Origin of the sequence: Shewanella marisflavi (assembly GCF_023283925.1) — a bacterium.
Classification (GTDB): domain Bacteria; phylum Pseudomonadota; class Gammaproteobacteria; order Enterobacterales; family Shewanellaceae; genus Shewanella; species Shewanella marisflavi.
Window position 1 is genome coordinate 80,774 of the sequence record NZ_JAKIKX010000009.1, and the last position, 14,140, is coordinate 94,913.

Genomic DNA, 14,140 nt, shown 5'->3' on the forward strand with positions numbered 1-14,140 from the left:
AACTCCTCTGTAATAAAGGTCTTTGAGGTCTAATTTGGCGATAGTCTATCATAGACTCTGAGGCGTCGGGGGGATTTGCCGCGCCCAGAAGTGCGCAGGAAAGCGCGGAGCTTATGGGTAAAGTGTCATACTAAGTTGCCACCTGTTTCTGGGAGCCTTTGGGGCTTACATCATTATTTTCATTTGGCTTTAGTGCCAGATAGGAGAATAATGCCAACTCTCACGACGATTTAGCCTTGGCTGACATGGCCTTAACCCAACCCTCAAATTGCGGTTAAGTGGCCATATGAGGTTACTGAAATTTGGCAGGGCTAATGGCTTATGTCTTATGTCTTAGGACCTAGGGTTAAGGGCTTAGCAAGACTCAGTATCGTCGCTAGAAGCTAGGTTGATATTCACGATAGGCAGGCACAGATCTGTCGAAAGGTAAGGGCACTTGTATCACTTATTAGGTGTCAGTTGATTCGGCTAAGACCGAAAAACCGTTAGATGAAAAGGATGAGGCATGACCGGGGTTAAATTTATAGATGTAACAGATTCAGAAGCTATTTTTGACGATAACCAGTGGGATGCTGTGGTCGTTGTGACCCATGGCCTAGACGCCATCGCTCAAGAGGAGCTGGCGATGCTTGCCAGCCATGGTGCCCAGGTGGATGCTAGAGTCGGTCGCTCGACCACACTATTGTTTGCCCCTGGGCTGGCCGGTGGTCGTCTGATCGTCGCGCCGCTAGCTGACAGCGACAGCGATATTCAGGATGTGCGGGTCTATAGTGACGCGGCGCGTCAAGGGATCAAGGTCGCCTTCGATTCGGGTGCCAGACGTCCCTTGTTGATTGTCACGCCATCGACTCAGGCGAGGTATCAGCAATCTTTGGGCGTTGCGGCGCTCGGCTGTGCCCAGGCATTGTGGCAGGCGCTGGAGCGCCGCGAGGCCATGGGGGAGATAGACAAGATTTCTCAAATTGGTCTGCTGGTTGACGACAAGGCTGGCGAGCTGCTTAGCGCCATCGAGGCCGGCAAACATCTGGCCCGTGACCTTTGTGGCACTGAGCCTGAGCGCATGTCTGCGCCAGCCTTTGCTCAATACTGTGTCGATGCCATGCAAGGGCTTGATCTGAATCTCTCTGTGGTTGAAGACAGAGACGTGCTGGAGCGTGACTACCCCTTGCTGAGTGCAGTGGGCCGCGCCTCTTTCGCCGTACCACGACATCAGCCCAGAGTGGTTAAGCTGGAATATAAAGCCGAAGGGCCTATCGAGCGCAGCTATTTCTTTGCTGGTAAAGGTGTGGTGTACGACACGGGCGGTGCCGATCTTAAAGTGGGTGGTGCTATGGCGGGAATGAGCCGGGATAAGGGCGGCGCAGCCGCTGTTGCCGGCCTGATGAAGACTCTGGCATTGCTCAAGCCTAAAGGTGTGCGTGTGGTAGCCGAGCTTGGCCTAGTGCGTAACAGTATAGGTAGTGAGGCTTTTGTAACCGACGAGATCATCACCAGTCATGCTGGTGTGCGGGTACGTATTGGTAATACCGACGCCGAGGGGCGTTTGGTGCTGGCGGATCTCTTATCCCATCTTAGGCTCAAGGCGCAGCATGCGGAGGCGCCGCAGCTGTTCTCGGTGGCAACCCTGACAGGACATGTGGTGCGCTGTTATGGCGGCTATACGGCACTGGTGGAAAATGTGGTGGCGCGAGAGCAGAAGGTAGGACAAAACCTGCAGGCGATCAGCGAGGCCTGGGGCGAGCCGGTAGAGCTGTCGCGTCTGCGTCGTGAAGATTATCAGAAGATTGTCGATCCCTCTGGGGCGGCGGATATCTTGTCATCAAACAATGCGCCGTCGTCAGTTACTGCCAGGGGCCATCAATATCCGGCGGCCTTCCTGCTGAAAGCCTCCGGCCTTGAGGAGCATGGGCTGACAAGCGACAAGCCGCTGGCTTATACCCATGTGGATATTGCTGGCAGTGCAACCGAAGGAGACCCGCTTTATGGCACGCCAACAGCGGCACCATTAGTGAGTCTGTGCCAATTGATCCGCAGTTAAACGGCAAGAAATTTGACCGGGGCAGCCATCGCGCTGCCCTTTTTTATTGCCTGATCACTAATCAGCTTTAGTTTGTGATCTCGATCCATCCTGAGTAAGTGTTATTTTGTTGTAAAATTACATTTTGAGGCTATTTTTAAAAAAAATGGAAAAAAAGCTTGTAATAAAACTACATTTAAATATAATGGCTCTCGTTGGTTAGACACAGTGTCTTCCACCTCAGGTCTATCTAGGACGGATAATTCTCCAAGGAACCGAGCGACAAGTTGAATACTGCGGCATAAGGCCTTCGATGAAGGTTTGCCAAGTTTCACTAGAGATTTTTTTTCAACTTTGTTAGGAGTTAATGACTATGGCTTATACCGGAATTCAGCACATTTATTGGCAGAATACTTGGTTTTGTACTGATGCCCTTCGTGGCGGTCTGTACGCTATGACTTTTAAGGGTTAACTACCCCTAAGATCATTTGGACCTAGTTCACTTGATTAAAGTAGTTGCATCATCCATCAACCTTGCCCCGTTTGGGGATTTTTAGACTCAAGTAGTCTATTGCTCATTGAGCGATAGACCAGTGTAACCCGCTAGCGCGGTAACTCTTTCCTTTCGGAACACTTGAAACATGTCTCGCCTGCTCTTTGAGCAGGCTTTTTTTTGCCTGAAATTTGCCGTTTGGTCCTCGCTGACGTGCCAATAAATCTGCTGTAGATCACCTTTATGAAACAGGCTTGAGTTATGGCTCTAAACTGGCTCGCGTTTGGTTAATTTTTGCGTATATAATCGTCGCTCAATATCAGGCTGTTAACCTGGTATTAACTTTACCCTACCTAAATAAACAATAATTAAATCAAGGAACCATGTTCCATGTTAGAGAAAGTATTCAAGTTAACCGAGCACCAAACGACGTTAAAACAAGAAGTTGTAGCCGGATTGACCACATTTTTAACCATGGCCTATATCATCTTCGTCAACCCTATGATGTTGGCTGATGCGGGTATGGATCACGGCGCCGTATTTGTCGCCACCTGTTTGGCCGCGGCGGTGGGCTGTTTGGTGATGGGGATTGTGGCTAACTATCCCATTGCACTGGCACCCGGCATGGGGCTTAACGCCTTCTTTACTTATACCGTAGTGGGCGAGATGGGCTATAGCTGGGAGACTGCGCTGGGCGCGGTATTCCTCTCGGGTATCTGCTTTTTGATCTTGTCTCTGGTGAAGATCCGTGAGTGGATCGTCAATAGTATTCCTATGTCGTTGCGTTTAGGGATCGCCGCCGGTATCGGTCTATTCCTGGCGCTTATTGGCCTCAAGAGCGCCGGTATCGTGGTGGCCAGCCCGGCAACTTTGGTCACTATGGGCGATGTCACCGCCTTACCGGCTGTCATGTCTGTGCTTGGCTTCTTTATCATTATCGCCTTGGTACACAGAGGTTATCAGTCGGCGGTGATCATCAGCATTTTATCGATCACAGCGCTTGGGCTGTTGCTGGGGGACGTGCAGTATGGCGGTTTGGTCTCGGCGCCACCCTCTATCGCACCGACCTTTATGAAGATGGATCTTGCCAATGTGCTTGAGATCAGCATGCTCTCTGTGGTGTTTGCCTTCCTGTTTGTGGATCTGTTCGATACCTCGGGGACCTTGGTGGCCGTGGCGCAGCGTGGTGGCTTTCTCGATGACAGAGGCAGATTGCCCCGACTTGGCCGTGCGCTGACCGCCGACAGCACAGCAACCATTGCCGGTGCCATGCTAGGCACTTCGACCACCACTAGCTATATTGAGAGTACTGCTGGGGTGAGCGCTGGTGGTCGCACCGGACTTACGGCCGTGGTGGTAGGGATCATGTTCTTGTTATCTCTGTTTATTTCGCCATTGGCTGGTATGGTGCCAGCCTACGCGACGGCAGGCACCTTGTTCTACGTAGCTATCTTAATGATGTCTGGACTGGTGCATGTGGACTGGGAAGATCTGACCGAGGCCGCGCCAGTGGTGGTGGTTTGTATCTTGATGCCGCTGACCTTCTCCATTGCCACTGGTATCGCAATGGGTTTTATCGCCTATGCGGGGATCAAGCTGTTTAGTGGCCGTTATAAGGATCTCACTTTCGGCGTGCTGATATTGGCGGCGCTCTTCTTAGCCAAGTTTGTCTATGGATAAGCACAGCTAGGGTTAAGTTTAGTTATCGTTAGCTGAGTTTCTTGGTGAAAAGATTAAAGGTCATACAATGTATGGCCTTTTTTATGGGATTTTTTTGAAGGAAAGTAGACTTGCTCTAATCTTTTATCTACGCCGCTACCATTTGGTTTAGGGATTGGGTATAACTTGAGGTTCGGTTTTTTTCTGTCGATATGTAAATGAACTTAAGTGAGATAGGCTACCGCCGAGTGGTAGTGAAATTGGGCACCAGTGTGCTCACCTCTGGCTCGCGCCAGCTGGACAAGGCGCATATGGTGGAGCTGGCCAGACAGATGGCCAACTTGATGAAGGCGGGGGTTGAAGTGGTGCTGTGCACCTCAGGTGCCATCGCTGCGGGACGCGAACACTTAGGTTATCCGCAACTGCCCGATACCGTGGCCAACAAGCAGCTCTTGGCTGCCGTGGGGCAGAGCCAATTGATCCTCGCTTGGGCACAGTTGTTTAGTATCTATGGCTTGCATGTGGGCCAGCTGCTGCTGACCCGCGCCGATCTGCATGACAGAGAGCGCTACCTTAATGCCAGAGACTCTCTTAACGCCCTGCTGGCGAACGGCATTATTCCTATCATCAATGAAAACGATGCCGTGGCCACCAATGAGATTAAGGTTGGCGATAACGATAACCTGTCGGCGCGGGCGGCGCTGCTGTGCGATGCCGATCTATTAATTTTGCTGACGGATCAGAAGGGCCTGTTTGATGCCGATCCCAGAACCAATCCCGATGCCAAGTTGATTAAGCAGGTGGTGAATATCGACGATAGCCTTCGCAGCCTGGCAGGCGGCGCAGTGTCTGGCTTGGGCACGGGGGGCATGGCGACTAAGTTACAGGCGGCAGATATTGCCCGCCGAGCAGGCATCGAGGTGGTGATCGCTTCGGGCCATCATCCTAAGGTGATTCTCGACGCCGTGTGTAAACAGCCTGTGGGCACTCACTTTACCGCGCTGGAAAATCCACTGGAGAGTCGTAAGCAGTGGATTTTGGCGGGGCCTGCGACTAAGGGACGTTTGGTACTGGATAGCGGCGCAGTGAATGCGGTGACCCAGAAGGGGCGTAGTTTGCTGTCTAAAGGGGTGTTGTCGGTCAGTGGCGTGTTTGAACGGGGGGCCACCTTGCAGCTGGTGGATGAGCAGGGGCGTGAACATGCCAGGGGCATGAGCCGCTACAGCGCCAAAGATCTGCATAAGATAGCCGGTAAACATTCTGATGACATTGAGTCGCTGCTGGGTTACGACTATGGCGATGCCATAGTGCACCGTAACGACATGGTGGTGTTTTAAGTGAGCTTGGCCAAATAGAGCGATGTGAGTGGAAGAGAAGCAATGGACGATAAACAGCAATATTTAAACACACTGGGCGAGCAGGCCAAGGCGGCGAGCTATGCCATGGCAAGTCTCACGGGTCAGCAAAAGCGTGAGTTGCTGCGGGCAATTGCGCGTAAGCTTACCGACAATAGCCAGCAGATAGTGGCGGCTAACCAGCAAGATGTGGCCAAGGCACGAGAAAATGGCCTGAATGATGCCATGATCGACAGGTTGCTACTCGATGATGAACGTCTATCTGGGGTTATCGCCGACATAGAAAACGTGGTGGCCCTGGCCGATCCTATCGGTAGCGAGTTGGAGAGTCAGCTGCTGGAAAACGGCCTGCGTCTATCCCGTCGCCGTGTGCCGCTGGGGGTGCTTGGTGTTATCTATGAGGCGCGCCCCAATGTCACCGTAGATATCGCCGTGCTGGCCCTGAAGACAGGCAATGCGGTGATCCTGCGTGGTGGTAAAGAGACGCTGGCCTCTAACCAGGCCTTGAGTGAAACGATTCGCGCCGCCATTGCCGAACAGGGGCTACCGAGCGATGCGGTGCAGCTGATCCAAGACCCGGACAGAGCGTTAGTCTCAGGGCTTTTGAAGCTTGATAACTATGTCGATATGATAGTCCCAAGAGGCGGTCAAAACCTGCAGCGGCTGTGCGCCGAACAGGCGACCATTCCGGTGATTTTAGGCGGTATCGGTATCTGCCACCTGTTTGTCGATAGCCAGGTGGATCAGGACAAGGCGGTTGAGGTCATTGCCAATGCCAAGGTGCAGCGGCCAACCGTGTGTAATGCCCTGGACACTGTGCTTATCCACAAAGACCTTGCCAATAGCTTCTTGCCTAAACTCTACGCTCATTTGCAAGGGCTTGGCGTGAGTTTTTATGCCTGCCCGCAGGCTAAGGCAGTGGCTGGTGACGCTGGTATGGAGACCTTTGAGGCGAGCGATGAGACCTTTGATACCGAGTGGTTGTCGCTGAATCTTGGCGTCAAGGTAGTCGATGATATCGATCAGGCGATTGCCCATATTCGCCGTTTCTCAAGTGGTCACTCAGAGGGGATCTTGAGCGATAACATTCATGCCACGGCGCATTTTATCAATCAGGTGGATGCGGCGGCCGTGTATGTCAATGCCAGTACCCGCTTTACCGATGGTGGCCAGTTTGGCCTGGGCGCCGAGGTGGCGGTATCGACTCAGAAGCTACATGCCAGAGGGCCCATGGGGCTTGAGGCGCTGACCACTTATAAGTGGATTGGCGTTGGGGATTACACCGCCAGAAGCTAAAGCAGAGGCCAAATGCTGGCCTAAGAATTGATGATAAAAGGAGCCTTATGGCTCCTTTTTGCTTTTAATCCAGTAAGCCATTTATGGTATTTAATCTGAGTGATGAATTTCACCAGTTATCTTGGTGAGTTTCACGATTTGTTTGCCTGGCTGCTAACTGACTATGTGCTATATTTCTGTAAAATTATTTAAATACAGTGTGTTAACTTTTTGGCATCTTGTTTGCTAAGTCTTATCTATTCTCACAGGGAGTCGATGAAGGGGCTTAAGATGAAAAGCAATAAGATAAACAAGATGTTGGTTGGAGCCAGTTTAGTGTTCGGGTTAATGAGCGCTGGTGCTCAGGCGGCATCTAGCATCACTTTAAATGATGAATTTGATTATCAGGGCCAGAAGGTGGTGTTGGACATGGAAGTTGGCCAGGCGGAGCTGATCGCCAGTGACCAGGATATGGTACGGGTTGAGGTTGAGGTGAAGCCCAGCAACTCTAAGTGGTTTGGCTTTTGGCAAAATACTGACGTGAGTTCGGCCAAGTTTGATGTGATCGATAATGGCGATCGCCTAGTGCTTAAACTGGCTGATCAAGATGATGTGAACCAGAAGTGGCGCATTTATCTGCCCCGTGACGCCGCATTAAAAGTTGATGCAGGTGTCGGCGAGGTGATTGTTAATGGTCTGAGTGCCAGCATAGAGGTCGATGTGGGTGTGGGCCGCGCCGAGATCACCCATCAGGCCAAGTATGGTGAGATCTCGCTCGAATCAGGCGTGGGTGAGGTGAAGGTACGTGATGGCGGTGAGCACCTTAAGGTGGAGCGTAGCATGGTGAGCCAGAGCTATCATCAACGTGGCTCTGCCGGTGATGAGCATCTGTATGTGTCAGTGGGTGTGGGCGAGATTGACGTGCGTAACTAAGGCCCTTGCGAGACGGGCTTGAGTGCCTGTCCCTTACAGAGATTGTCTGAGTGACAAGCCATAAAAAAACCGACGAAATGTCGGTTTTTTTATGGCCCTAAGAGTTGATGGAGGACTCGTTATTTGGCGGCATAGTATTGTCGAGCGTGACTGGTATCTCGGCGGCCAGGGTGGCTTTGGCATACCGCTTGGCGCGCAAACGGCTTAGCTGTGGCAGGAGCTGCTGCAGCGCCAGCGCCGTTAAAATCAAGCCTAAGCCGATAAAGGTCGATGGCGTAATGGTCTCGTGTAAGATCCAGGCGATAAAGCCTACCGATAATACCGGCGTAATAAAGACCAAGGTACTCATGCTGGCGGTGCGATCCGCTTTTTTCAGCGCCACCAACCAGAGAACGAAAGTCACCCCCATTTCAAACAGGCCAACATAGATGCCCGCGCCAAAGGCGTTAAGATCCCAGCTGGGTAGCGACTGGGTCAACAGCAGCGTCACTAGGATAAAAGGCAGCCCCACCATGAAACTCAGCAGCAAGCTTACCACTGGGTCGCCTTTATCTTTGGTGTTGACTATCCAATACAGCGACCAAAGCAGAGTACTGGTCAGTGCCAACATTACGCCTGTGGCACTCTCGAAGCGCACACTGGCGATTTCGCCATTGGTTGCGATAACAAATACCCCCATATAGGCGATAAGCGCTGCGGTGAGATCGCTCTTACGTAGTTTCTGTTTGAGCAGTGGCACTGCTAACAGAGGCAGCAAGATAGCCCAGGTGTAGTTGAGTGACAGGGCTTGCTGGGCGGGTAGCAGGGCGTAGGCTTTAAACAGCACCAGATAATAGAGAAACGGATTGAGCAGTCCAGTCTGTAGGTAAAACCAGGGGCGATTGACAAATTGGCGTCGAATCAGGTGTAGCTTACCCATTGCGGCCAAGATAACCCCTAAGGCCACGATAGAGGTAGAGACGGCGACAAACACCAGCTGCAGCGGAGTAAAGTGGCTCAGCGCCAACTTAAAGGCGGTGGCGACTGTCGACCAGAGTAAGATGGCCGCTATGGCGTAGAGATAAGCTTGGTTGGATGATTTCACTGAATCTTCTCACAAAACGAGACAACTAAAAAAATCCCGCAGGCTGGGCACAGAGGGACATTCACTTCGATTGCATGCATTATACGCTGCTTGTTGGTCACTCGGCAGCTTTTAAGATCAAAAAAATACTCAATATAAGTTAATTTTTATCTTTCTTGCCCTTGTAATCCCAATCGCTGTCCCAATATAGGGTGTTAAGGAAAGATATTGGCTTGGAAATATAGGCTTGAAAACAACTTCGCCTATCCCCATATCTGAATCAGATAACAAAGTTAGCGTAAGTTAAAAGTTTTTTGGAGGACTCCATGGGTAAAATTATTGGTATCGATTTAGGTACAACTAACTCTTGTGTAGCTGTACTTGATGGCGATAAAGCACGCGTAATTGAGAACGCGGAAGGCGATCGCACCACACCATCGATCATCGCATATACCGGCGAGGAAGTATTAGTTGGTCAGCCTGCGAAACGCCAAGCTGTAACAAACCCAAAGAATACCTTCTTTGCTATTAAGCGTCTTATCGGTCGTCGTTTTAAAGATGACGAAGTACAGCGCGACGTAGACATCATGCCATTTAAGATCATCGGTGCAGACAACGGTGATGCATGGGTTGAAGCGCACGATAAGAAGATGGCACCACCACAGGTTTCTGCAGAAATTCTGAAGAAGATGAAGAAGACTGCTGAAGACTACTTAGGTGAGCCAGTGACTGAAGCGGTGATTACCGTTCCAGCATACTTCAACGATTCACAGCGCCAGGCGACTAAAGATGCTGGCCGTATCGCGGGTCTTGAAGTGAAGCGTATTATCAACGAGCCAACCGCTGCGGCACTGGCTTATGGTATCGATAAGAAGCAAGGCGACAACATTGTTGCAGTATACGACTTAGGTGGTGGTACTTTCGATATCTCTATCATCGAGATCGATAGCGTTGATGGTGAGCAAACTTTCGAAGTGCTTGCAACTAACGGTGACACTCACTTAGGTGGTGAAGACTTTGATAACCGTCTGATCAACTACTTGGCTGACGAGTTCAAGAAAGAGCAATCACTGGATCTGCGTAACGATCCGCTAGCGATGCAGCGTCTGAAAGAAGCTGCCGAGAAGGCGAAGATCGAGCTATCTAGCACCACGCAGACTGAAGTTAACCTGCCATACATCACGGCAGATGCGACAGGTCCTAAGCACTTAGTGGTTAAGATCACTCGCGCTAAGCTTGAGTCTCTGGTTGAAGATCTGATCCAACGTTCACTTGAGCCGCTAAAAGTTGCACTGGCTGACGCAGACCTGTCTGTATCAGACATCAACGAAGTGATTCTGGTCGGTGGTCAGACACGTATGCCTAAGGTTCGTGAAGAGGTGTCTAGCTTCTTCGGAAAAGAGCTGCGTCAAGACGTTAACCCTGATGAAGCGGTTGCTATCGGTGCTGCGGTTCAGGCGGGTGTACTTTCTGGTGACGTGAAAGACGTACTGCTACTAGACGTTACACCACTATCTCTTGGTATCGAAACCATGGGTAGCGTAATGACTAAGCTTATCGAGAAGAACACGACTATCCCGACTAAGGCTAGTCAGACCTTCTCAACGGCAGATGACAACCAGAGCGCGGTAACCATCCACGTGCTACAGGGTGAGCGTAAGCAATCTAGCGCGAACAAGTCGCTGGGTCAGTTCAACCTGGAAGGTATCGAGCCTGCTCCACGTGGCATGCCACAAATTGAAGTGGCTTTCGATATCGACGCCGATGGTATCTTGCATGTGTCAGCAACTGACAAGAAGACAGGCAAGGCACAGAACATCACCATCAAGGCCTCTTCTGGTCTGAGTGATGAAGAAGTGGAAGCCATGGTACGTGACGCTGAGGCACACGCCGATGAAGACGCTAAGTTCGAAGAGCTAGTGACGGCACGTAACCAGGCTGATGGCATGGTTCACGCAACCAAGAAGCAGATCGAAGAAGCGGGCGACGCATTGCCAGCTGAAGATAAAGAGAAGATCGAAGCAGCAATGGCCGAAGTCGATACAGCCTCTAAGGGCAAAGACAAAGAAGCCATCGAAAAAGCAACGCAAGCCCTGATGGAAGCGTCTGCCAAGCTGATGGAGATCGCTCAAGCTAAGGCGCAAGCTGGCCAAGGCGAGCAGGCTCAGCAGTCTAATGAAGCTCCTGCTGACGATGTTGTCGATGCCGAGTTTGAAGAAGTTAAAGACGACAAAAAATAATTCAGGCCCAGCCTAAATTATTTCCAGCGGGCGTTATGGGGTAACTCTAACGCCCGTTCGTATAACTTTAGGGTCAGTTGACCTTTGCTGTTTGTTTTTGCAGTCATTTGTTGGTCAGTTATACAAGGCTGAGCCTGTGCGGTGTAGTTATTCTGCATAAGCAGGCGATAACGCCGTAGAAATGGCCAACAAACACTGTCCAAAGGATTCATCTAAACGCGCCTTGCCCAGCGTTACGTGCGACTTACATAGAATAACTATGCCACGCAGCGAGCGCCTTGGGCACAATGTTTAGATTGAACAAAAAGTAAACCTAAAAGGTCAACAGACCCTAGCGCAGAAAGTATGAGACTATGTCAAAGCGAGATTATTACGAAGTATTGGGCGTAGGTCGTGACGCCAGCGAGCGTGAGATTAAGAAAGCTTATAAGCGCCTCGCCATGAAATTTCACCCAGACCGCAATCCGGGTGACAAGGCTGCTGAAGCCAGCTTCAAAGAGGTAAAAGAAGCCTACGAAATTCTAACCGATAGCGATAAGAAGGCGGCCTATGACCAATTTGGTCATGCGGGTGTCGATCCTAATCGCGGCGGCGGTGGATTTGGCGGCGGCGCTGACTTCGGTGATGTATTCGGTGACGTCTTTGGTGACATTTTCGGCGGTGGACGCCGTGGTGGTCAACGCCAGGCGGCGCGCGGTTCCGATCTGCGATATAACCTCGAATTGTCACTGGAAGAAGCGGTCCGTGGCCTAACTAAAGAGCTACGCATTCCGACGTTAGCCACCTGTGATCTTTGTGATGGTAGCGGCGCCAAAAAAGGCAGTTCGCCAACCACATGTGGTACCTGTCACGGTCAGGGCCAGGTGCAGATGCGCCAAGGTTTCTTTGCGGTGCAGCAAGCCTGTCCTACCTGTCATGGCCGCGGCAAGATCATCAAAGATCCTTGTGGTAAGTGTCATGGTGAAGGCCGCGTAGAGAAGAGCAAGACACTGTCGGTGAAAATTCCGGCGGGTGTGGATACCGGCGACCGTATTCGTCTGTCGGGCGAAGGAGAAGCGGGCGAATTTGGCGCGCCTCCAGGAGATCTCTATGTGCAGGTTACTGTGCGTGAGCATGCCATCTTCGTGCGTGACGGTAATAACCTCTACTGCGAAGTGCCTATCTCCTTTAGCACTGCAGCACTGGGCGGTGAAATTGAGGTACCAACCCTAGATGGTAAGGTTAACCTGAAGATCCCATCGGAGACTCAGACTGGCCGTATGTTCCGTCTGCGTGGTAAAGGGGTTAAGTCGGTGCGCAGTCATGCGGTCGGCGACCTGCTGTGTAAGGTGGTGATGGAAACGCCGGTGAACTTGAGCGACAAGCAAAAAGAGCTACTGCGAGAGTTCGATAACACCCTGACGGGTTCATCAAAGAAGCACAGCCCTAAGGCGGAAGGCTTCTTCGATGGCGTGAAGAAGTTCTTCCAGGACTTGAACAGTTAAGCCTTGCTGATACACAATAAAAACCTCGCAATGCGAGGTTTTTTTATGTCTATTTTTTACCGCTATTCTTAGTAGATACTCAAATAGCCAAGTTTCATAAACAGAAGGAACGAAAGATGAAGCAGTTAACCGCGGTGCTGGTGGTCCTACTATTAGCCGGTTGTGCAATGACACAGTCGCCTACTGGGCGCAATCAGACTCTATTGTTTTCATCGCAGCAGATGGATCAGATGGGCGCCGAATCATTTGCTCAGATGAAAAAGCAGCAGAAGGTGAGCCAGGATAAGCAGGTTAATCAGTATGTGACCTGTGTGGCCGAGCGTATCACTTCCGTTTTACCAGGCCGTCAGCCAAATTGGGAGGTAGTGGTGTTTGAGTCCGATCAGGTTAACGCGTTTGCCTTGCCTGGTGGTCATATCGGTGTCTATACCGGGCTGCTCAAGGTGGCGAAGAACCAAGACCAGTTGGCAACTGTGATAGGTCATGAGGTGGCCCATGTGCTAGCGAACCATAGCAACGAGCAGGTATCAAGAGCCCAGTTAACGGGTGTGGGTATGCAGATCGCCGACGCTGCCATCGATGTTAGCGGCTTAAGTAATAAGGATCTCTATATGTCGGCTCTAGGACTGGGTGCCCAGTATGGTTTTATCCTCCCTTATGGCCGGGCACAAGAGAGTGAAGCCGATGTCATGGGGGTTGAGTTAATGGCGCGAGCCGGTTTCGATCCTAGCCAGAGTATCAATCTGTGGCAAAACATGGCGAAGGCGGGGGGGAATCAAGGCCCTGAGCTGTTATCGACTCACCCTTCTCATGGACATCGCATTGCCGACCTGCAACAGATGTTGCCTCAAGTAACGCCTCTGTATCGCACCGCGAGTGCCAGTGTAAAAAATCGCTGTGACTAGGGGCAATTTATGGGTTTTTTATTGCCGACTGTGATAAAATCCGCGCGAAATTAATTGAATAAATGAGAGTACAATCATTATGTCTGATAAGTTCACCACTATTGAACAGCACGCCAGCTACGGTGTTGGTCGCCAGTTAGGCGAGCAACTTGCAGCTAACTCATTCGAAGGTATCGATATTTCAGCTGTTCAAGTTGGTCTGGCAGATGCGTTTGAAGGCAAAGAGAGTGCTGTGTCTATGCAAGATCTTCAAACTGCATTCACAGAGATTAGTCAGCGTATTCAAAAGGTTCAGGAAGCTGCTGCTGCGGCGGCCTCGGCAGAAGGTGATGCCTTCCTTGCTGAAAACCAAAAGCGTGATGGCGTTGTGACCTTAGAGTCTGGTCTACAGTATGAGATCATCACCGAAGGTACTGGCGACAAGCCTGGTTATGATTCTACCGTTCGTACTCACTACCATGGTACTTTCATCAGCGGTGACGTATTTGACAGCTCAGTGCTGCGCGACCAACCTGCTGAGTTCCCTGTATCTGGTGTGATTGCTGGTTGGACCGAAGCCTTACAGCTAATGCCTGTAGGTTCTAAGTGGAAGCTATATGTTCCTCATCACCTGGCCTATGGCGAGCGTGGTGCTGGTGCCTCTATTCCTCCATATTCGGCGCTAGTGTTCGAAGTAGAATTACTCGACATTATCTAATAGAAAAGCCTAAGCGTTC

At 51.0% G+C, this 14,140-nt stretch carries 10 protein-coding genes; 9 read left to right on the forward strand and 1 reads right to left on the reverse strand.

Annotated features, from left to right (window positions below; all coding sequences use genetic code 11):
- Positions 1 to 505: 505 nt before the first annotated feature.
- The 5 genes from L2712_RS16080 (at position 506) to L2712_RS16100 (ending at position 7,732) form a co-directional block, all read left to right on the forward strand.
- Entirely contained in the window at positions 506 to 2,038 is a 1,533-nt protein-coding gene (locus tag L2712_RS16080) for a M17 family metallopeptidase (protein ID WP_248978368.1), read from the forward strand.
- Between the two features lie 862 nt (positions 2,039 to 2,900).
- Positions 2,901 to 4,190: an NCS2 family permease gene (locus tag L2712_RS16085; RefSeq protein ID WP_248978369.1), complete on the forward strand. Its 1,290-nt coding sequence runs from the start codon at positions 2,901 to 2,903 to the stop codon at positions 4,188 to 4,190.
- A 197-nt stretch (positions 4,191 to 4,387) separates the two neighbouring features.
- Complete coding sequence (gene proB / locus L2712_RS16090; RefSeq protein ID WP_248978370.1) at positions 4,388 to 5,506, forward strand: glutamate 5-kinase; 1,119 nt, start codon at positions 4,388 to 4,390, stop codon at positions 5,504 to 5,506.
- Positions 5,507 to 5,548: 42 nt separating this feature from the next.
- On the forward strand, positions 5,549 to 6,820 hold the full coding sequence (locus L2712_RS16095) for a glutamate-5-semialdehyde dehydrogenase (protein ID WP_248978371.1): 1,272 nt from the start codon (positions 5,549 to 5,551) through the stop codon (positions 6,818 to 6,820).
- Positions 6,821 to 7,090: 270 nt separating this feature from the next.
- Complete coding sequence (locus tag L2712_RS16100) at positions 7,091 to 7,732, forward strand: hypothetical protein (RefSeq protein WP_248978372.1); 642 nt, start codon at positions 7,091 to 7,093, stop codon at positions 7,730 to 7,732.
- 97 nt (positions 7,733 to 7,829) lie between these two features.
- Here the strand turns inward: L2712_RS16100 and L2712_RS16105 are convergent, their stop codons facing one another.
- On the reverse strand, positions 7,830 to 8,816 hold the full coding sequence (locus tag L2712_RS16105; RefSeq protein ID WP_248978373.1) for a DMT family transporter: 987 nt from the start codon (positions 8,814 to 8,816) through the stop codon (positions 7,830 to 7,832).
- A 305-nt stretch (positions 8,817 to 9,121) separates the two neighbouring features.
- On the opposite strand from L2712_RS16105, the gene dnaK reads away from it, so the two are divergent.
- The 4 genes from dnaK to bamJ all read left to right on the forward strand — a co-directional run bounded on the left by dnaK (position 9,122) and on the right by bamJ (position 14,121).
- Complete coding sequence (dnaK, locus tag L2712_RS16110; RefSeq protein WP_033537387.1) at positions 9,122 to 11,035, forward strand: molecular chaperone DnaK; 1,914 nt, start codon at positions 9,122 to 9,124, stop codon at positions 11,033 to 11,035.
- Positions 11,036 to 11,388: 353 nt separating this feature from the next.
- Complete coding sequence (gene dnaJ / locus L2712_RS16120; protein ID WP_033537389.1) at positions 11,389 to 12,519, forward strand: molecular chaperone DnaJ; 1,131 nt, start codon at positions 11,389 to 11,391, stop codon at positions 12,517 to 12,519.
- 116 nt (positions 12,520 to 12,635) lie between these two features.
- Positions 12,636 to 13,424 carry a M48 family metallopeptidase gene (locus L2712_RS16125; RefSeq protein ID WP_248978374.1) on the forward strand — a complete coding sequence of 263 codons (789 nt, stop codon included), beginning with the start codon at positions 12,636 to 12,638 and terminating at the stop codon, positions 13,422 to 13,424.
- 79 nt (positions 13,425 to 13,503) lie between these two features.
- Positions 13,504 to 14,121 (forward strand): BamJ family beta-barrel-assembly machinery protein, encoded by a 618-nt coding sequence (gene bamJ, locus L2712_RS16130; RefSeq protein WP_033537391.1) that lies wholly within the window; start codon positions 13,504 to 13,506, stop codon positions 14,119 to 14,121.
- The last annotated feature ends 19 nt before the right edge of the window (positions 14,122 to 14,140 follow it).